Source organism: Hyalangium ruber, from assembly GCF_034259325.1.
GTDB lineage: Bacteria > Myxococcota > Myxococcia > Myxococcales > Myxococcaceae > Hyalangium_A > Hyalangium_A rubrum.
In genome coordinates this window covers 985,674-1,004,491 of sequence record NZ_JAXIVS010000001.1, presented here as the reverse complement: position 1 = coordinate 1,004,491, position 18,818 = coordinate 985,674, and the positions used below count along the sequence as shown (strand labels likewise).

The window sequence follows — 18,818 nt, the reverse complement described above, 5'->3', positions numbered from 1 at the left end:
GTTCGAGCCGGCGCCCAGAGCCCAGGCATATCCGTCAAAGGTTGATGCGCAGGCCTCCACCCACCTGCACGATGGGCGCGGGCAGCAGCGGCCGGCCATTGACCTCGAACGGCGGGTAGTCGAGGGCGAAGCGGAACTCGCCGCCCTTGGTGCCGTAGTTGACGGCCACGTACGCCTCGATGCTCAGGTACGAGAGCGCGCGGTGGAGCACGTCGAGCCGCGAGGTGAAGGACCGGTCCGACAGGTTGCCCAGGTTGGACAGGATGAACGACGTCTTGTCCCAGGAGCCCGGCCCGGCCAGCACCGTATAGAGGCCGCCGTAGTGCTTGCCCACGTAGAAGGGCTGATACTGGCCCTGGGCGATGAGGTACGGGTAGGCGATGGACGTGCTGTAGCCCGTCGAGTTGTAGAAGTACTCGACGCCCACGGTGGCGGTGTCGTTCTCGTTGTAGGCGAACGTATAGGTGAAGCCGCCGGACACCTGGGGCGTGAGGCCCTCGGGGAAGTAGCTCTCGATGGGCAACTGCCGCAGATCGTCCAGGGAGTCGATCTCCAGACCCTGGGCCTGCTCGATGAGCTGCTCGAAGGTGATGCCCTCGGGCAGCCGGTACAGGGGCGTGTCCGAGCCCTTCCGAAGGGCGGCCTCGGCATAGACGTCGAGGGGCCCGAGCGCCGAGGAGAGGTCCAGCCCGAAGCGGGGCTTGCGGCCGCGCTGGAGCACGGCGCTGGCGCCCATCTCCGCCTGGCCCAGCACCACCTCGGCGCGAGCGGCGCCACCGATGCGGCCGAGCGTGGAGGAGGGCCCGGCGTTGTCCAGCAGGGCGATGCCGTAGAAGTTCCACCCCTTGTCCTCCCAGGGCACATGGAGCTTCACCATGGAGGCGCCCGTGCGCGCATCGAAGATGGCGAGGGGATCCCTGCGCTGGGGAGACAGGAAGTCGGTGGGGTTCCAGAAGCGCGAGGTGCCCCACTTCACGTGCTGCTTGCCGGCGGTGACGAACACCGTGCGCGCGATGTCGAAGCGCAGCCAGGCCTGATCCAGCAGGACGCGCGGGTTGGGCGGGACCGCGACGCTGGGCGTGTTGGGACTGCCATCGCCGGGGTTGGTGCCCAGAAAGCCCGTGCCCTGGGACGAGAGGGTGGGATCGAAGGTCAGCCGGCCCACCACCATGCCGCGCAGCCGGTCCGTGGGGCGGGCATCGAAGTAGCCATCCACGAGCGTGGGGGCGGAGAACGTGGTGCTGCCGAAGGAGACACCCTCGCTGCCCTGCGCCAGGGCGCGCAGGTAGAACTGGCCGCCGATCTTCAGTGGATCCTCGGCGTGCTCCTCCGAGCCCAGGGCCTCCTGGGTCGGTGTGCCGCTGAGGGCCTGTTCATCGCGCGTCTCCTCCCGGCCGGCCTGGTCCACGCCTGGAGGCTGCGCGGGCGGAGCGCTCGGGTTGACCGTGCCCGAGGGCGTGGGCGCATCCCCGGAGGGCTGCTCCCCCTCGGACGGGCCACCGAAGAGGCTGTCCTCGCTCGGGCGAGAGGAGGGCGGGGTCTTCTCCGGAGTGGCCGGGGGCTGCGCGGCGGAGGCCGGCGTGGGCGGCTGCTCCTGCTGCCCGCCACCGAAGAGGGCATCCTCGTCGGGCCGAGACTGCGCGGAGGCGGGCAGGGTGGCGAGCGCCGCGGCCAGGGCCGCGGCGGCGGAGAGCGAGCGCGGGTTCATCGGCTCTTACTCTCGAGCCACGCCTTGGTGAAGATGTTGGCCTCGAGCGGGCGCAGGTCCACGGTCTTGATGAGGATGATGGTGGAGTTGGCCTTCTCCACCTCGTCGTAGATGCGGATCTGCTGCGGGTACCACACCTCGGCGCCCTTGGACTCGCTGAAGAGCTTCTGCCACTGCGGATAGTAGAGCGTGCGCATCAGCCGGCCGGAGAGGGCGAACTCCTGGCGCTTGAGGATGTTGTTGGTGTCCTTGTCCACCCACATGTGGATGACGGGGTAGGCCGCGTCGATGTTGGGCTTTACCTTGAGCGCCAGCTTGTGCGCCTTGAACTTGCCCAGCGCCTCCTCGCCCTCGTACGAGGGCTCATACTCCTCGGCCAGGCGCGACTCGTCGAAGTCGGCGCGGCGGCTGTCGGTGCCGGCGATGCGCTCGCGCTCGGTGCGCCGCTCCCACTTGCCCACGTTGGGATCGTAGCTCCACAGGTTCTTGTCCAGGCGCAGGTAGCCCTTGCCGGCCTCGCCCTTGGGCTTGGTGAAGAGGATCATCAGCTTGTCGTCCGCGTCGCGCCGGTAGACGAGCGCCTCGCGCACGGTGTCCGCCTTGTCCTTCTCCTTCTGCTCCAGATAGACGAGCGACTTGTAGTCGCCGCCGTTGCGCTGGCGGTCGTCGATGACCTCCAGGATCTTCTTCATCTCGGCCGCATCCAGCGCGAACGCCGCCGGAGCGGTCAGCAGCACCGCGGCGAGCGCGGCGGACAGCAGGTTTCGAGGCGTCATAGGGCTCACCCGATGTGGTGCATGGCCGTCACGGGCTTCATCCGCGCGGCGAGGAACGAGGGAATGATGCTTACGATCATCGCGCACACGGTGATGAGCGCGACAGCGAACACCACGGAGCCGGGCTCCACCTTCAGGAACCAGTGCTCGGTCAGCAACATCACCTGCACCACCTCGGGCGCCTTCACCTGCTGAGCGTTGACGAGCAGGCAGAGGGCGGTGGCGGTCGCGGCGCCGGTCAGCGTCGCGGTGAGGCTGAGCATCAGCGCCTCGGTCATGAACATCACCAGCACGCGCCGGCGCTGCATGCCGATGGCCCGGAGCGTGCCGATCTCCCGGGTGCGCTCGCGGATGGCGATCCACAGCGTGTTCATGATGCCCACGGCGATGATCACCAGCAGCACGAAGGTCAGGAAGCCGGTGATGAAGCCCAGGGCCTGCACCACCCACCGCACGAAGGAGATCTCGTCCTCCCAGTTGGTGATGTCCAGCTTCTGCCCCGTCCAGCCCTCGCGGTTGACGACCTCGAACTTCATCCAGAAGGCGCGCGGGTCATTGTCCATCAGCGTGTAGCCGGCTGCCGGCAGCTTCTCGCGCAGCCGCTGCTGCACCGCGGGGATGGTCTGCATGTCCTTGAGGTACAGGTACACGGCGCCGGTGGTGTCGTCCTTGAGCTGGTAGAGGTCTCTCAGGCTCTTGCTGGGCACGAAGGTGTTGAACGAGCTCATCATGCCCACGTTGGCGGCGATGGCGACCACGCGCACATCCAGCGTGTTGTTGGTGCCGCGCATGGTGGGCGAGGACAGCGTGAGCACGTCGCCCACGCGCACGTCGAGCTTCCGGGCCTGCTCCTCGAAGATGAGGATGGTGCCCGGCTCCTTCAGGTCATCCAGCTTGCCGGAGCGCACCTGGATGACGTTGCGGAAGCCCGTCTCGCTCTCCACGTCGATGCCGCCCACGCCCACCTGCATCGAGCCCGTGTCGGACACGAGCTTGGCCCAGCCGCGGCCACGCTGGGAGACGTAGTCCAGCTCGGGGACCTCTTTCTTGATGAACTCGATGAGCTTCGGGTAGCCGGTGACCACGGGCGCGGCCTGGCCGGCCGTCACCTTGTAGAAGCCGCCCACGTTCACATGGCCGCTCATCAGCGTGGTGGCTGACTCGAGCATGGTGGACTTCATCCCGTTGGTGACGCCCATCAGGATGATGAGCACGGCGGTGACGCCGGCGATGGCGCCACCCAGCAGCAGGGTGCGCCGCCGGTGCGCCAGCAGGTTGCGGAAGGCGATCAGAAGGATCTGGGACATGGGTTCACTCGTCGGTCTGCATCGCCGTGACCGGCGACACCCGGGTGGCCATGAACGCCGGGTAGAGGGTGGAGAACAGCGAGACGCCCAACACCAGGAAGAAGGCGGTGAGGAGGTTGTCGAAGCCCAGGGTAGGCAGCAGCCGCGGGCCGCTGAAGAAGAAGTACAGCTCCTCGCTGGCCGCGGGGATGCCCACGTTGCCCAGGTAGGAGATGAGCGCGCTGCCGGCGCCCGCGCCCAGGCCGCCGAACACCATGCCCAGCACCACCGTCTCCAGGAGGATCATCGTCAGGATGAAGGTGCGCTGAGCGCCGATGGCCCGCATGGTGCCCACCTCGCGCACGCGCTGGATGGTGGCCATCATCACCGCGTTGTTGATGATGGCCAGCACCACCACGAAGAGGATGACGATGATGCCCCAGAGCACCATGCGCATCATCAGCGCGAACTGACCGATGAGGCCGGCGGCCTTCTGCCAGCTCACCACGCGCAGCTTCTGGTCCTTCAGCTCCTGGGACGCCTGGAGCTCCTTCAAGGTCTGGTCCAGCTTCTCGGGGTCCTTGAGGATGATGGCGGCGCTCAGCACCATTCCCTGTTCCACCTCCTGCTTGGAGTAGACGCGCTTGAGCAGGTCCTCGGAGCGCACGGCGGCGCCGGTGGTGTCGATCTGCTCGCTCTCGTTGATTTGTCCCGGGGTGGCGTCGGCCACCAGCGTGTTGCTCGCGGACTCGCCGAACAGGGCCTCCTCGGCGTTCTCGCGGCTCACCTCGGCCGCGCCGCTCTTCTTCTTGAGCTGGGCGATCTCCGCCCGCTTGTCCTCGGTGAGGTAGCCGTACAGGTCGCGGAAGGAGACCAGGTCCATCAGGTTCATCGCGCCCGCCAGCGGCGACTTCTCCAGCCCGCTGAACTGGTAGGTGCCGTAGACGGGCACGTTCACGCTCTGCACGTAGCCGGTGCGGGTGAAGGCGGTGATGGTGATGCTGTCACCCATCTTCAGGCGGTACAGGTCCAGCAGCGGCACGAGCTGCTCGTAGAACTGCTTGTAGCGCTCGTCGAAGTTCTCGTCCGTCACCGCGAGGAACGTGCTCAGCAGCTTCGCGACGTCCGTCTCCTGGCTGCCGAGGATGGCCTGGAGCCGCGCCGTGGCCTCCTTCGTCTTGATGGGGTCGAGCTGGTAGACGATCTCGCGCGTCTGCGTCGAGTTCTCCTTCACGTAGCGCTGCAGCAGCGGGTCGAGCGCGATCGTCTTCTTGTTCGTGTCGCGCGCCTCCTTGATGAGGTCCATGCGGCGCGCCGTCTTCAGCTTGAGGAACTCCTCGTAGAAGAACTTGGACAGCAGCATGCCGCGCTGGCCGCTGGGCACCGCCTGCCCGTCGACGATCTGCATGCGATCGAAGCTCTTCTGGAACGCGTCCAGGTCCGTGCCCACGTAGCGGACGTAGAGCAGGTCGCCGTCGGCCACCTGGGGCGCCAGCCGGTTCTCCAGGAACTCGAGCGAGGCGAGCGGATCCTTGTCGAAGTCCGCCCAGAAGGCGTCCGAGCGCGCGCGAGCCAGCGCCTCGACATCGGCGGGGTCCACCGCCTCCTCGCGCATCAGCGCGCTGCTCGTCTTCAGCTCGGACTGGAGCAGCTCGGCCAGCTGGCGCACGTGCGCCTTGAGGCTGTCGATCTGCGCGCGCCGCTCGGGCGTCTCACCCTCGGCGGCGTTCTTCCGGTACAGGTCCCTCAGCCGCGCCAGCGTGAGGTCCACCGTGTTGCCGGAGGTGATGAGCGCGCTGTTGGTGCCCATGGGCACCACCGTCTGCACGTTGGGGTGCTTCTCCAGCGCGGTCTTGATGGGCAGGAAGCTGTCGACGGCGGCGATGTCCGTCTCACCGCCCATGCCGCCGAACAGCGACAGCTCCTCCTTGGACTTGTCCGAGTAGACCTGGATGTGCCCGGAGATGGAGCCGATGATCGAGCGGCTCATCGAGTTGTCGATGCTGTCCAGCAGGGCGCCGAAGAACACCACCAGGAAGGTGGCGAAGAAGATGATGCCGCCGATGATGAGGTTGACCCAGCTCTTGAACAGGTTGCGGAAGGCCACCTGCAAGAGCAGCGTGAGCGTGGACATCAGTGCGCCTCCGCGGTGGAGGCCATGCCCATGCCCGCCTCGGCGGGGGTGACGCGGTCGAGGATCTTCCCGTCCGCGAGCCGCACCACGGCGTTGGCGTGGGTCATCACCTTGGTGTCGTGCGTAGAGAAGATGAAGGTGGTGCCGCGCTCGCGGTTCATCTCCTTCATCAGGTCGATGATCTGCTGGCCCGTCACCGAGTCCAGGTTCGCGGTGGGCTCGTCCGCCAGGATGATTTGCGGCTGAGTCACCAGGGCGCGGGCCACCGCCACGCGCTGGCGCTGGCCGCCGGACAGCTCGCTGGGCCGGTGCTTCGCGTGGTTCGCGAGGCCCACCTGCTCCAGCAGCGCCATGACGCGGTCGCGCCGCTGGTGCGCGCTGAACTTCTTCTGCAACAGCAGCGGGAACTCCACGTTCTGGAAGACGCTGAGCACCGACACCAGGTTGAAGCTCTGGAAGATGAACCCGATGGTGTGCAGCCGCAGGTCGGTGAGCCGCCGCTCCGACAGCGCCTTGGTGTTCTGGCCGGCCACCTTCACCACGCCACCGGTGGCGGTGTCCACGCAGCCGATGAGGTTGAGCAGCGTCGTCTTGCCGCTGCCGGACGGGCCGGCGATGGAGATGAATTCTCCGGGGTACACCTGCAGCGAGACGCCGCGCAGGGCGGGCACCACCACCTTACCCAGGTGGTAGTCCTTGGTGACGTCGTTGATGGAGACGATGGGCTCTGTGACGGTGGACATGTCGGGAGTCCTTTCGGGACTTCTGGAACCGGCGCGGAGCGCAGCTAGCCGGTTCGGCAGGACCCCGTCAACGCTCAATCAGGCTGAGCGGATGTCCCCGATCTGTGACGTCCACCTTTACGGTAAGAGAACGCCCACGGCCCCCGTGAGGGACCGTGGGCTTCCCCGCACAACCTGGAAAGGCGTTAGTAGTCGCCAGTCTTGTTGCCCGGGTCCACGCCCGTATCAGAGCCGAGGTCCGAGCTGGTGCCCTTGTCGCCGATGTCCGGCGGCGTCAGGTCACTGCCGCTGCCACCGGTGTCCTGGTCCACCGGCGCCGGGGGCAGGAGGTCGGTGTCCTGGTTGAGCCCGCTGCCGCCCGTGGCGTTGTCGGCCTTCTGGATGCTCGTGGCGATGTTGTCCGTCTTCCGCACCTCGAAGCTGGCGCGGATCTCATCGCCTTCCTTGAAGTCCTGGGCGCGCTTGAGGTTCGGGTCGGCGAACTGCGTGTCCTTGTTGATCGTCAGCGGCACGACTGCGCCCGCGTGCTCGACCCAGACCATCTTCTTGCTGCTCTTCACCACGCGGCCCATGAGCTCGTTGGAGCTGAGCTGTTGGCCGGCGCCTTGGTTCATCTGGCTCGCGCTGCCCTCGGTCACCGTGCCCGAGCCGCCCATGCTCCCGGAGCCCCCCGTGCTGCCCTGGGGCTGCGTCTGCTGCGTGTCGTGCTTCTTCCCCTCGCCGCCATTCGCCAGCGCCATGCCAGAGCTCATCAGCGCCACAGATGCGAACACTCCGATCAGCTTCTTGGTCGTCATGGAAGTCTCCCCCTATGTGAGTGATGTGGCGGAGGTGGTGCGTGACCTCCGTCAGGAAAAACCTAGGTGCGCTGGGGGAACGGGACACCTCTCCCTGGGCCATGCCGGGTGCATGCTCGCTGCCCGGCCGTCGCTTTCGGGCCACATTGCCGAGGGGCTGGTGCGGCGCGGCTTGAACAGCAAGGGGCTTTTCCCCTAGCGTCCCGGGGTCCTCATCGCGCCGGCTGCCCGAGCGGCGCCCTGACAGGAGACCCTTCCCACGATGCCTCCCCCCAAGTCCCAGCCCGCCCCCGAGCCCGAGGCTCTGCCCACGCCCTCCTATCCCGCCGTGGAGTCGTTCATCGAGAACGCCTCGCCGGAGGAAATCCAATCGCTCTTCAACCCCATCAAGGAGGGCCTCAACGCCCTCAAGGGTCCCCGGGCCGAGCAGGGCAAGAAGATCCAGACCGCGTTGGCCAGCGCCGAGGAGCTGCTGGGCCTGTTGCTGGAAACCCGCGAGCGTCTGATCGCCGAGTCCAAGGGCCCCAAGGGGCGTCGCTGATCGCGTAAGTGCCCGGAATTCCAGCGTGTGCCAGTTTCGTGACGCTGGAATGATGGGGTAGAGGCAACCTGAGCCCTGGATCAGCGATAATCCCTGTTGAGAGCGCCGGAATGGCCGGGCTCTAAACCATTGATGGTCCGAACCCTGGAGGAAGAATCATGAAGGTCGATGGATTGATGGGGCCTCAGCCGCGCATGTCTACCAACCTCTCGCTGGAGCGCCAGACGCAGAAGCGCGACTTCGGCGCGCGAGTGGAGGCGGGCGTGGGCGCTGCGGCAGGCGCGGTGTCCAGCGGCGTCGGCATGGCCACGGGCATGTTCAGCGGCTCGGGCATCGTCTCGGCGGCGGTTTCTTCGATGTCCGTGCTGTCCTCGGGCGTGCAGGGCAGCACCAGCACCCCGTACTCCACCGCGCTGCCCGGCGGCGCCGGCGGCTCGGGTGGCACGGGCGTGCCCTCGCTGAGCACCACCGTGGGCGGCACGGGCGGCGTGGCCATCCCGGGCATGGGTGGCTCGGGCGGCTCGTCCACCAACCTGATTGGCAGCACCAACGGCACGGTGGGCACCGAGTTCAACGGTGAGCTGTCCGGCATGTTCCAGGAGCAGAAGAACCTGCTGAAGATGCAGGCCCAGCTGCAGCACGAGGGCCAGCGCTTCACCGCCATTTCCAACGTGATGAAGACGCGGCACGATACGATCAAGAACTCGATCGGCAACATCCGCTAAGCTCACGGGCCAGCGGGTAGTCGGGTTCGGAGCAGGAGGGGGGGCGGCCGTTGTGCCGCCCTCCGTCCTTCTCGGACCTGGAAGAAAAAAGGAGAAGCACGCTCATGGCGGAGTCGGAGATCACCGGCAGCATCGTTCCAGTCGCACGGCAGCAGGCGATGATCCTGCTCGAGACCGGCTACATCTGGCTGGACATGGGCAAGTTCGACAAGGCCAAGGAGGTCTTCTCGGGCGCGGCGATCCTGATGCCCAAGAGCGAGGTGCCGCAGCTGGCGCTGGGCGCGCTGGAGTTCTCCCAGGGACGCCACGACAAGGCGCTGCAGGCCTACCGAGCGGCCCAGCGGTTGGCTCCGGAGGCTTCGCTGCCGCGCGCGCATGCCGGCGAAGCGCTACTGTTCATGGGCAAGGTGCCCGAGGCGGTCAAGGAGCTGAAGGCGGCCATGGATATCGAGCCCGACAGTGACGGGGCGCGGCTGGCTCAGGCCTTGATGGATGCCAAGGAAGCGGGGGCGTTGCCTCCGCCGAAGAAGTAGCGGTACCAGTTCAGCGGTAAGGAGGAGCGGCGATGTCTGTCGGTGGAGTCGGACGAGGGGGCGGTAAGGGCCGTGCAGGTGGCGCCAAGGGTGCGTCTGGCAAGGCGCCCGCGGGTGGTGCCAGTTTTGGTGGCAAGGTCGACAAGGCCGAGTCGCTCGTAGGCCCGTCGGGACTGGTGGGCTCTTCCAACGTTCAGGGAGCCCAGGCCGCGGACCCCATCGCCTCGCAGGCGATGGCCATCGCCAAGCAGCTCAAGAACGGGGGCTTCAAGAGCAAGGAAGAGGCGACGCGTCAGCTCGTCGCCGAGGTCCTCAAGGAGAAGCTGCACATGAAGTCTTCCGCGCTCTCGTCGAAGATCGCCGACGCGCTGCAGGAAGACCCGCGACTCAACCAGGTTCTAGAGCGGCTGTGGTCTAAGGCTGAGTGAGCGGCGCTTGGGGTTCGGGGACGACAAGAAGGCGATTCTCGAAAAGTACGGGCCCTATGTGCGCTCGCTGGCGGCGACTGTCCGCAAGCAGTTCAACGCCCAGCTCGAGATCGACGAGCTCGTAGCCTACGGTCAGATTGGCCTCCTCGAGGCCGCCGACCGCTTTGATCCCAAGGTTGGCGCCAATTTCCTTACATTTGCTCACTACCGCATCAAGGGCGCCATTTTCGACGGCCTGAGGAAAATGGGCATCTTGCGCGGCTCGGACTCCCGGACGGCGTATGCCGGGGAGCGCGCGGCGGCCTATCTCGGAAATCTTTCCGACAGAGAGCAGGGCGGAGGCAACCGCGGAGGGTCATTCGACGATGATGTGAATGACATCTCCAACGCGGTGACGGGGCTGGCGATGGTGCTGGCCACCAGCCTGGAGGGGATGGACGCGGCGGGGTACGTGGATGAGTCCCTGCCGGCGGATCAGCGGTTGGAGATGGAGCAGTTGAAGCGGCGGGTAAGGGCGGCGATCGATCAGCTCCCGGACAAGGAGCGGCAGCTCCTGCAGGGCTACTACTTCCACGGCAAGACGTTGGAAGAGGCGGGAGCGGAGATCGGACAATCGAAGAGCTGGGCGTCGCGGCTGCATGCGCGCGCCATCGAACGGCTCAAGGAACTTTTGGACGAGGAGGAAGTTCCCACTTCCTCTGACGATGCAAGGAGGCAGTCACATGGCGGCTCCGATGGCCGGCGTCTCGGCCGCTCAGATCGCGCAGCAGAAGCTGCAGGATCAGGGCGCGCAGCAGGTGAACAAGCAGGGGCCCTCGAAGTTCGACGGGGCTCTCGCTAACAAGGCTCAGGGCGCGGGTGGGCCCGAGCAGGTCCAGGCCTCGCAGGCGGCCCAGAAGGCCCAGGCCGCTCAGGCGGCCCAGGCCACCCAGCGGGCCGACCAGGTGCGCCAGGTCGAGACCGTCAACAAGACGGACAAGGCGGGCCTGAACAAGGTGAACGGCGCTAACAGCGAGTCGCTGACCGCGCGCGGCGCCGAGCCCGTCAACGCCAAGGCCGAGCCCCAGAAGGGCAACATGATGACCACCATGTTGGACTCTCTGGAGAAGGGCCAGGGCAACCTGGAGAAGCTCATGAAGGCGGGCGCCTCCGGCAAGCAGTTCTCCAACGCGGAGCTGCTCAGCCTCCAGGCCTCCATGTACAAGTACACCCAGGAGCTGGACCTGACGAGCAAGGTCGTCGAGAAGGCCACCAGCGGCCTCAAGGACGTCGTCAAGACCCAGGTGTAGCTCGCTCGTCCGCTCTGCATTCGAGCGGCGCTGGCAAGGGCGGTCCCTCTGAGTGGAGGGGTCGCCCTTCCTGTTTTCCGGGCCCCATGTTGGAACGGGGCGCTCGCGCCGCTAAGCTAGGCCCCGCACATGACTTACCGATCGTTTGCCCGCGTCGCCCCGCTCCTGGCCTTGGTCCTCGTGACGGGCTGCTCCATTGATCTGCAGCACGGCCTGACGGAGCAGGACGCCAACGAAATCTACGTCCTGCTGAGCAAGAACGGCATCAACGCCACCAAGGTGAAGGAGGGCGAAGGGCAGGACATGAAGTTCAACATCGTCGTGCCCAAGGCGGACGCGGCGCAGGCGGCGGAGCTGCTGCGCAGCAACTCGCTGCCCCGGCCGATGGAGAAGGGCTTCAACCACTTCGCCAAGGGCAGCATGGTGCCCACCGCCGCCGAAGAGCGCGCGATGACGCTCAAGGCGCTCGGCGGCGAGGTCTCCAACGCCCTCAACAAGATCGACGGCGTGCTCGAGGCCAACGTCATCGTCAACATCCCCGAGAACAACGACCTGACGCAGCCGGAGAACAAGCCGCTGCCCTCGTCCTCGGTGATGATCCGCTACCGGCCCAGCCTGGAGGGCAAGGCGCCCCTGGGCGAGAAGGAAGTGAAGCAGTTCGTCGCCTCGGCGGTGCAGGACCTCAAGCCGGAGAACGTCACCGTGCTGCTGACCCCGGCGCTGGCGCCCGCGGCGGAGACCAACCCCGAGAGCCGCCTGCAGGACGTGTTCGGCCTGCGCATGACGGCGGCCAGCGCCAGTCAGTTCCGCGTGCTGGTGGCGGTGGTCTCCATCTTCGTCCTCGGCATGATTGCCCTGTCGGCCTGGGTGCTCATGCGCGGAGGCTCTTCCGGTGGCGCGGCGCGGCCTGCCCGCGCGCGACCGCCTCGTTCCGAGGCCTGAGACGCTCCTGACGGAGTGTCCGCAGCCTCCTCGATCCCGGTGCCCTGAGGCCCGCGAGGTGCGCGTTGGATCAACTACTCACCTCGCTCAACAAGCGGCAGACGATGCTGCTGCTGACCGCCATCACCTTCGGCGGTCAGGAGGGCGTGGCCGCGCTGGAGCAGCTGGCGCCTGAAGAGGCCGAGCTGCTGCAGCACCGCGCGCAGGGGATCATGCAGATCCCGCGCGAGAAGCGCATTCCCCTGCTGGTGCAGGAGATCAAGCGGCTGGTGAAGGATCGGCGCGGGCAGCTCTGGAGCGCCGAGCCGGAGAAGCTCGCGGCGCTCCTGCAGAAGGAGCGTGGGGCGCTGGTGGAAGTGGTGCTGCGCGCGTTGCCCTCGGTGCTGGCCGAGGCCGTGCGCGCCCACATGCCGCAGAAGCCGGTGAAGCTGACGCGCGAGGTGCGGCCGCAGGTGCTGGACATCGTCCGCTGGAAGCTCGAGGAGCGGCTGGCGCGCAGCGCCGGTGGCCAGGTGAGCTTCAAGTTCAGCGACGTGCTGATGCTGCAGCCGCGAGAGATGTTCACCGTGTGCGATCGGCTCGGCGCGCGAGTGCTGGGGCCGGCGCTGGCGGGGCTCGCGGACACGCAGCGCGAGCCGCTCATCGCGCAGCTCCCTCCGGACATGAAGCTGCTGGCCTCCAAGTCGGTGGCGGCCAACGCTCCGCGCAAGCTTCCCGAGGAGGAGGCCAAGGCGCAGCTCGAGGTACACGACGGCCTGAAGAACCTCTCGAGCGCCATCCGCAGCGCGGGAGTGCAGCGCCTGGCCCGCGCGTGCGTGGCGCAGTCGGCGGAGTTCGCCGCGCGCATGGTCGAGCGGCACCGTGGAGAGTTCGGCTCGCTGCTGGCCAAATGGGTGCGGGACGAGCGCACCAAGCCCTCCTCGCGTGCGAACGATGGCGGACGCTCGGACATCGTCGCGGACCTGGAGCGGCTGGCGGTACGAGGTCTCATCGAGCGCCCGGTGCGGCTCACCCCGGCGCGCCCGGCCCTCAACCCGCCTCCGGTGCGGAGCAGTGGCGCCCAGCCTGCTCCGCCTTCTTCGGGCCGGGAACCCGCGCCCTCGGTTCGTGAGCAGGCTCCCTCGAATCGTGAGCAGGCCCCCTCGGCTCGGGACTCCGCTCCACCGTCCCGGACCTCCGGGCGCGAGGCGCGTCCGAGCGTCCCGCCTCCTCCCGCGCCTCGGCGCGACATCATGGCTGAGCGTGAGGCGCGTCGCGCGGGCGTCGCGAGCGCCTCCAGTCAGGCCGAGGGCGGCGTGCGCCGCGATCCCATGGCCGAGCGCGCGGCCCGCCGTGCCGGAGCGCTCTCCTTCCGGGATCCTCGGGAGAACGCGGAGCCGCTGGGGGAGGGCTCCCCCGAAGGCTCGCGCCGGCAGCCCCGCGTGGGAGTCCCGCCGGAGCCAGGAACCTCCCGCCGGGGCGCGATGGCGGATCCGGCGGGTGCTCGCGTCGGTCCTCCTCCGGTGCGTGAGGGCTCGCGGACCCAGCGGCCCCTCCCGCCCGAAGTAGGGGAGGGCTCTCGGACCAGCCGGCCCCCACCGCCCGAAGTAGGGGAGGGCTCGCGGACCAGCCGGCCCCCACCTTCCGAAGTGGGAGAGGCCTCCCGGGCTGGCTCCTCCCGGCGGCCTCCGCCCGAGGTCGGTTCCCGGGCGGGCGGTGCCTCCGAGCGAGTGTCTCCTCGCCCGGTCGAGCGCTCCGGTGGCGCCCAGGATCCGGAAGCCTCCCGGGTCATCTCCTCGCCAGGTGCTCGGAGCCGTGGGACGGGCGTACGTCCCGAACTCGCGGGGGAAGAGCCTGAGCGCCCGCCGCGCGTGCTGACGGCCCGGCCCTCGTCGTCCTCCTTGCAGGCCATTCCCTCGAAGGGGGAGGGGACGAGCGTCGGGCGTCGGCCCCGGAACCCGCCTTCTGGTAACTCGGGGCGTGGACCTCGCGGCGGAACGCGTTAGCATCCGGGCGACAAGGAGCAGTCCATGGCGATCGGCAAGGTGATCAAGGGCGACGGGTCGGCGGAGCCTGCCGCCGTGACTTCGGAGCGGCCCGGTCCGCGTCCAGCGCGCGCCGGCGTGATGAACGCCGAGATCTTCGATGCGCGCCAGTCCGCCCAGGGCATCATCGAGGAGGCCCACCGCGAGAAGGAGCGCATCCTCGCCGAGGCCCAGCGGGAGCGCGAGGACGTGCTGGCCAAGGCGCGTGAGCAGGGCCGCCAGGAAGGCCTCGCCCAGTCCACGGAGATCCTCCTGCGTGCCAAGATGCAGGCCGGCGAGATGCTGGCCTCCCAAGAGAAGGACGTCATCGCCCTGTCCTGCAAGATCGCCGAGAAGATCATCGGCCGGGACCTGGAGCGCCAGCCGGAGCTGATGGTGGACATGTGCGCCACCGCCATCGAGCAACTTCGCAACGCGCGCGCCATGGTGCTGCGCGTACATCCCAAGACGGCGCAGGTGCTGCGTGCCCGCAAGCCGGAGCTGATGGAGCTCATCGGCCGGGCGGTGGACCTGGCCATCCGCGAGGATCAGGACGTGGCGCCGGTGGGCTGCATCGTCCAGACGGAGTTCGGCACCGTGGACGCGCAGCTGCCCACCCAGTTCGAGATGCTGCAGAACGTCCTGCTGCCCGACCCAGGCAAGCGGGAAGGACCGGCGTAGGCCATGGCGATCGATCTCCAGCGCTACTACCAGTTGCTGAAGGACGCCTCGCTGGTGCGCGTGCGTGGGCGCGTCACCGAGCTCACGGGCCTGGTCATCAAGGCCAGCGTGCCCAACGTGCGCGTGGGCGAGGTGGTGCTCATCAAGAGCCGCGTGCGTGGCGCGGTGAAGGCGGAGGTGGTGGGCTTCCAGGGCGATGAGGTGATGCTCATGCCCCTGGGCGAGCTGTACGGCATCGGCCCGGACAGCGAGGTGATTCCCACCGGCAAGCCGCTGACCATCAAGTGCGGCGAAGGGCTGCTGGGCCGCGTGCTGGGTGGCACGGGCGAGCCCATCGACGGCAAGCCGCTGCCGGAAGGGCTCCTGGACTGGTCCGTGGACCGCGACTGTCCGGACCCGTTCACCCGCATGCGCATCGAGCACCCGCTGCCCCTGGGCGTGCGCTGCATCGACGGGCTGCTCACGGTGGGCGAGGGGCAGCGCATTGGCCTCTTCGCCGGCTCCGGCGTCGGCAAGTCCACGCTGATGGGGCAGATCGCCCGAAACACCAAGGCGGAGATGAACGTCATCGCCCTGATCGGCGAGCGTGGCCGCGAGGTGCGCGAGTTCATCGAGGACGCGCTGGGCGAGGAGGGCCTCAAGCGCTCCGTGCTGGTGTGCGCCACCTCCGACCAGCCGAGCCTCGTGCGTCTGCGCGCCGCCTACGTGGCCACCGCCATCGCCGAGTACTTCCGCGAGCGCGGCGGCAACGTGATGTTCATGCTGGACACCGTGACGCGTCTGGCCCGCGCCCAGCGTGAAATCGGCCTCGCCGTCGGTGAGCCCCCGGCCCGCCAGGGCTACCCGCCCAGCGTGTTCTCCATGCTGCCGCGCATCCTCGAGCGCACCGGCAACTCGGACAAGGGCAAGTGTACCGCCATCTACACCTGCCTCGTGGCCGGCGGTGACATGGAGGAGCCCATCGCCGACGAAGTCCGAGGTATTCTCGACGGCCACTTCATCCTCAACCGTGCCCTGGGCGAGCGCAACCAGTGGCCCGCCATGGACGTGCTGGCCAGCCTCTCCCGTGTGATGAGCGGCATCGTCTCGAAGGACCACAAGAAGGCGGCAGGCAAGCTGCGCGAGACGCTCGCAACCTACGAGAAACAGCGGGATCTCATCCTGCTGGGCGCCTACCAGATCGGCACCGATCCCCGGACGGACTACGCCATCGACAAGTACGACGCCATCATCGACTACCTCAAGCAGGACACCCACTCGAACTCGACCTTCGAGGAGACAGTCAACCGTCTCATCACCCTTTTCGAGGACTGACGCTCGCGGGGTTTTCCGGGTTAGAATGGGCTCCCCATGCCCCCGTACCGGTTACAGACCCTCATGGAGATGCGCGCCCGCGCCAAGGAGGAGGCGGAGCAGGCCTTCTCCGAGGCGCTCAAGGCCCTCGAGCGCGAGAAGGCGGAGCAGAAGCGCCTGGAGGAGGATCTGGAGCGCCGCAAGGCCGAGCGCAAGCAGAAGGTCATGGCCTACCTCAACGAGGTGATGGCCAAGGGCGCCGGCATCAACGGCATGAACATGATGAGCCGCTTCGAGCAGCGCCTGAAGGATGAGGAGGCGCAGGTGGCCCTCGACATCGAGCGCCAGAAGGAAGTGGTGAAGGTGGCCGAGCGCACCGTGGAGCGCAAGCGCGAGCTGATGGCGGAGGCTGCCAAGGAGCTCAAGGCCATCGAGAAGCACAAGGAGACCTGGCAGAAGCAGGTCAAGCACGAGCGCCAGCAGCGCGAGGAACTGAACCAGGAAGAGATTGGAAGCGCCTTGTTCCAGGCGCGCCAGCGCAAGTAACCTCTCCTTCTTCCGCAGGGATACGCGATGAGCCGAGTCGAAGACGATCGCCAGGCAGAACGGGCCACCCAGCGCCTCGTCCAGGAGAAGCAGCTGGCCGAGGCCAAGGGCAAGCAGCGCAAGGAGGGCGAGGCGGCCTTCTCCAAGCTGATGCAGCAGCCCCAGGAGCAGAAGGCCCAGACGCAGAAGCAGGACACCAAGCAGAACCTGGCGCAGTCGGTGCTCGCGCGGGCGCTCAAGGAGTCGGGCGCGAAGGAAGGCGCCGCCACGAAGCAGTCCACCCAGCGCCAGGAGGCGAAGTCCTTCGACGAGCGCGTGCAGGCGGGACAGTCCGGCGAGGCGGAGCGGATGACGCAGGGCCGGCAGACCGACTCGGCCCAGGGCGGCCAGGTGGCGGTCAGCCGCAAGGACGACCAGCACGTCACCGAGACCCGCGCCGAGTCGCGCGACTCGGACTCCAAGGCCGATGGCGAGGCCTCCAGCGAGCGCAACGCGTCGGCCAAGGCCTCCTCCGGGCGCTCCAAGGGCGAGCTCAAGACGGACGCGGACTCGGGCGGCGGCCAGGGCGGCGGCAACAAGGACAACAAGCAGGGCGGTGAGGCGGCCGCGGCGGCGGGCTTCCGCTTCAACCCGGCGCTGATGGCGCCGGTGCCCGTGGCCAAGCCCAAGCCCAACGCGGGCTCGGACCGGCTGCGCGCCATCGCCAACGAGATCGCCCAGAAGATCGTCGAGCGGGTGCGCGTGGGCACCAACGGCGCGGGCGCCGCCGAGTTCCAGATCGATCTGCGCAGCGACGTGCTCAAGGGCCTGTCGATCAAGCTGTCGGCGAAGAACGGGAAGATCTCCGCCGTCTTCAGCGGCAGTGACCGCGACGTGCTGAAGATGATCGAGGAGCAGAGCGAAGGGCTCAAGAGCGCGCTGACCAGCCGCGGCCTGAAGCTCGAGACGCTGCGCTTCGAGGCCCGCGCATGAGCTTGAGCCGGGATGACGAACCCGGAACCTACGAGCGGACGATGGTGGTGGACCTCCGCCAGATTCGCCCGGCTCCGGCCTGGAAGCCGTTCCGGTTCCAGAACCTGGAGCGGGTGGACCGCACGCAGAGCGGGCTGTCCGCCCGGGCGCAGCGGCTGCTGCCGCTGCCCAGCTCCGTGGAGACGCTGTACTCCCGGCTCAAGGCGCTCTTCGACGCCGAGCCGCGCTTCTCGCTCGTCTCGGTGCAGATCCGTCCCGCCACGGAGCTGCGCCGCCACCTGGGCGAGAGCTCCTTCCTGACCGTGCTGGCGCCCGGCGCGCACAAGAGCCGGGTCATCATGGAGGTGGAGCTGGCGCTGGCCCACAACGTGGTGGACATGCTGCTGGGCGGGGCCGGCGAGACGGTGGGGCTGCGGCCGCTCACGGACATCGAGGAAGGGGTGATGAGCTTCGTCATCCTCGAGGCGCTCAAGGCGCTCACCCCAGGGCTGGAGCCCAACGTGCCCCGCCTGCGCCTGGAGTCGGTGGCGCGTGGCCTGGACGAGGTGGCCGCCAAGCTGGGCGAGGACGAGCTGGTCATCGCCGTCCACCTCAATGCCACCATCGGCCCCTATACGGGCATGGTGCGCCTGGTGATTCCTGGCTCGGTGGTGAGCGCGGCGGACGAGGGGCGCAAGCTCCCCGAGCGGCGCATCCGGCTGCGCTCGGACATCAAGGCCAACCTGAAGATGCTGTCCACGGTGCGCACGTGGCTGCGCGCGGAGATCGGCCAGGCGGAGGTCGCCAGCAGCGACCTGGCCTACATCCGCGTGAAGGACGTGGTGCTGATGGACGCGCTCACGGCGCGCCCGGACCGCGGAGAGAAGGGCACGGCCACGCTGCGCGTGGGCAGCGGCAACTCCCGGGTGGAGGCCGAGGTCTTCGTCGAGGACGGCCGGTACAAGGCGCGCGTCAAGAACATCATCATCGGGGAGCCGGCCTTCCAGCGGGTCATCCCCCCGACGCCCGGCGAGGGCGAGCCCGGCGCCTCGCGCGCCGAAGAGGAAGAAGCTTTCACCAACCCGGAGAACGAGGTACCTCCGGAGTCGGAAGGGGATGCCTTGGACGACGCGAACAAGCCAGAGGGTGGCGAGCTACTGGCCGACATCCCGCTGCAGATCGCCGTGGAGCTCGCGCGGGTGCCTGTCACCGCCGACGAGGTGGTGGCGCTGAAGGTAGGCCAGGTCATCGAGCTGCACCGCTCCGCGGGCGAGCCGGTGGAGCTGTCGGTCAACGGCAAGGTGGTGGCCCGGGGTGAGCTGGTGGAGGTGGAAGGTCAGCTGGGCGTCCGGGTGATCTCCCTCGCCGGCTAGCCGCGCAGGTTGGAGGGCAGGCAGGGGGGCTCCCCGGAACTGGCGTGGAGCCATGGCGGTCTCGCGGTG

General features: G+C 68.0%; 19 protein-coding genes. 13 read left to right on the top strand and 6 right to left on the bottom strand.

The window, feature by feature from the left end; genetic code table 11:
• Window positions 1-34: 34 nt before the first annotated feature.
• From SYV04_RS04115 to SYV04_RS04090, 6 genes are all read right to left on the bottom strand, one after another.
• Window positions 35-1,708, bottom strand: coding sequence for a hypothetical protein (locus tag SYV04_RS04115; protein ID WP_321544257.1), 1,674 nt, complete (start codon window positions 1,706-1,708; stop codon window positions 35-37).
• On the bottom strand, window positions 1,705-2,484 hold the full coding sequence (locus SYV04_RS04110) for an outer membrane lipoprotein-sorting protein (protein WP_321544256.1): 780 nt from the start codon (window positions 2,482-2,484) through the stop codon (window positions 1,705-1,707). The genes SYV04_RS04115 and SYV04_RS04110 overlap by 4 nt, the downstream gene beginning before the upstream one ends.
• A gap of 5 nt (window positions 2,485-2,489) precedes the next feature.
• Window positions 2,490-3,791: an ABC transporter permease gene (locus tag SYV04_RS04105; RefSeq protein ID WP_321544255.1), complete on the bottom strand. Its 1,302-nt coding sequence runs from the start codon at window positions 3,789-3,791 to the stop codon at window positions 2,490-2,492.
• A 4-nt stretch (window positions 3,792-3,795) separates the two neighbouring features.
• Complete coding sequence (locus SYV04_RS04100) at window positions 3,796-5,904, bottom strand: ABC transporter permease (RefSeq protein WP_321544254.1); 2,109 nt, start codon at window positions 5,902-5,904, stop codon at window positions 3,796-3,798.
• Window positions 5,904-6,647, bottom strand: a complete 744-nt coding sequence (locus SYV04_RS04095) for an ABC transporter ATP-binding protein (protein WP_321544253.1) — start codon at window positions 6,645-6,647, stop codon at window positions 5,904-5,906. Before SYV04_RS04095 ends, SYV04_RS04100 begins: the two co-directional genes overlap by 1 nt.
• 185 nt (window positions 6,648-6,832) lie before the next feature.
• Window positions 6,833-7,444 (bottom strand): hypothetical protein, encoded by a 612-nt coding sequence (locus tag SYV04_RS04090; protein ID WP_321544252.1) that lies wholly within the window; start codon window positions 7,442-7,444, stop codon window positions 6,833-6,835.
• 262 nt (window positions 7,445-7,706) lie between these two features.
• Between SYV04_RS04090 and SYV04_RS04085 the strand changes: the two genes are divergently transcribed.
• From SYV04_RS04085 to sctQ, 13 genes are all read left to right on the top strand, one after another.
• Entirely contained in the window at window positions 7,707-7,985 is a 279-nt protein-coding gene (locus SYV04_RS04085; RefSeq protein WP_321544251.1) for a hypothetical protein, read from the top strand.
• A 158-nt stretch (window positions 7,986-8,143) separates the two neighbouring features.
• Window positions 8,144-8,710, top strand: a complete 567-nt coding sequence (locus SYV04_RS04080) for a hypothetical protein (RefSeq protein WP_321544250.1) — start codon at window positions 8,144-8,146, stop codon at window positions 8,708-8,710.
• Between the two features lie 104 nt (window positions 8,711-8,814).
• Window positions 8,815-9,243 (top strand): tetratricopeptide repeat protein, encoded by a 429-nt coding sequence (locus tag SYV04_RS04075; RefSeq protein ID WP_321544249.1) that lies wholly within the window; start codon window positions 8,815-8,817, stop codon window positions 9,241-9,243.
• A gap of 32 nt (window positions 9,244-9,275) precedes the next feature.
• A complete protein-coding gene (locus tag SYV04_RS04070; RefSeq protein ID WP_321544248.1) occupies window positions 9,276-9,671 on the top strand; it encodes a hypothetical protein in 396 nt (131 codons plus the stop codon).
• Window positions 9,672-9,678: 7 nt separating this feature from the next.
• Complete coding sequence (locus SYV04_RS04065) at window positions 9,679-10,512, top strand: sigma-70 family RNA polymerase sigma factor (protein ID WP_321544247.1); 834 nt, start codon at window positions 9,679-9,681, stop codon at window positions 10,510-10,512.
• Window positions 10,469-10,960 (top strand): ATP-dependent helicase HrpB, encoded by a 492-nt coding sequence (locus tag SYV04_RS04060; protein ID WP_321544246.1) that lies wholly within the window; start codon window positions 10,469-10,471, stop codon window positions 10,958-10,960. Before SYV04_RS04065 ends, SYV04_RS04060 begins: the two co-directional genes overlap by 44 nt.
• A gap of 129 nt (window positions 10,961-11,089) precedes the next feature.
• A complete protein-coding gene (locus SYV04_RS04055) occupies window positions 11,090-11,902 on the top strand; it encodes a type III secretion protein (protein WP_321544245.1) in 813 nt (270 codons plus the stop codon).
• 65 nt (window positions 11,903-11,967) lie between these two features.
• The gene (locus SYV04_RS04050) at window positions 11,968-13,887 is read left to right on the top strand and encodes a hypothetical protein (RefSeq protein ID WP_321544244.1); all 1,920 of its coding nucleotides are present in this window, start codon (window positions 11,968-11,970) and stop codon (window positions 13,885-13,887) included.
• A 24-nt stretch (window positions 13,888-13,911) separates the two neighbouring features.
• A complete protein-coding gene (locus SYV04_RS04045; protein WP_321544243.1) occupies window positions 13,912-14,586 on the top strand; it encodes a FliH/SctL family protein in 675 nt (224 codons plus the stop codon).
• A gap of 3 nt (window positions 14,587-14,589) precedes the next feature.
• Complete coding sequence (gene sctN / locus SYV04_RS04040; protein WP_321544242.1) at window positions 14,590-15,900, top strand: type III secretion system ATPase SctN; 1,311 nt, start codon at window positions 14,590-14,592, stop codon at window positions 15,898-15,900.
• Between the two features lie 36 nt (window positions 15,901-15,936).
• Window positions 15,937-16,425: a flagellar assembly protein FliH gene (locus tag SYV04_RS04035; protein WP_321544241.1), complete on the top strand. Its 489-nt coding sequence runs from the start codon at window positions 15,937-15,939 to the stop codon at window positions 16,423-16,425.
• Window positions 16,426-16,452: 27 nt separating this feature from the next.
• Complete coding sequence (locus tag SYV04_RS04030) at window positions 16,453-17,397, top strand: flagellar hook-length control protein FliK (RefSeq protein WP_321544240.1); 945 nt, start codon at window positions 16,453-16,455, stop codon at window positions 17,395-17,397.
• Window positions 17,394-18,749, top strand: a complete 1,356-nt coding sequence (gene sctQ / locus SYV04_RS04025; RefSeq protein WP_321544239.1) for a type III secretion system cytoplasmic ring protein SctQ — start codon at window positions 17,394-17,396, stop codon at window positions 18,747-18,749. Before SYV04_RS04030 ends, sctQ begins: the two co-directional genes overlap by 4 nt.
• Window positions 18,750-18,818 lie beyond the last annotated feature (69 nt).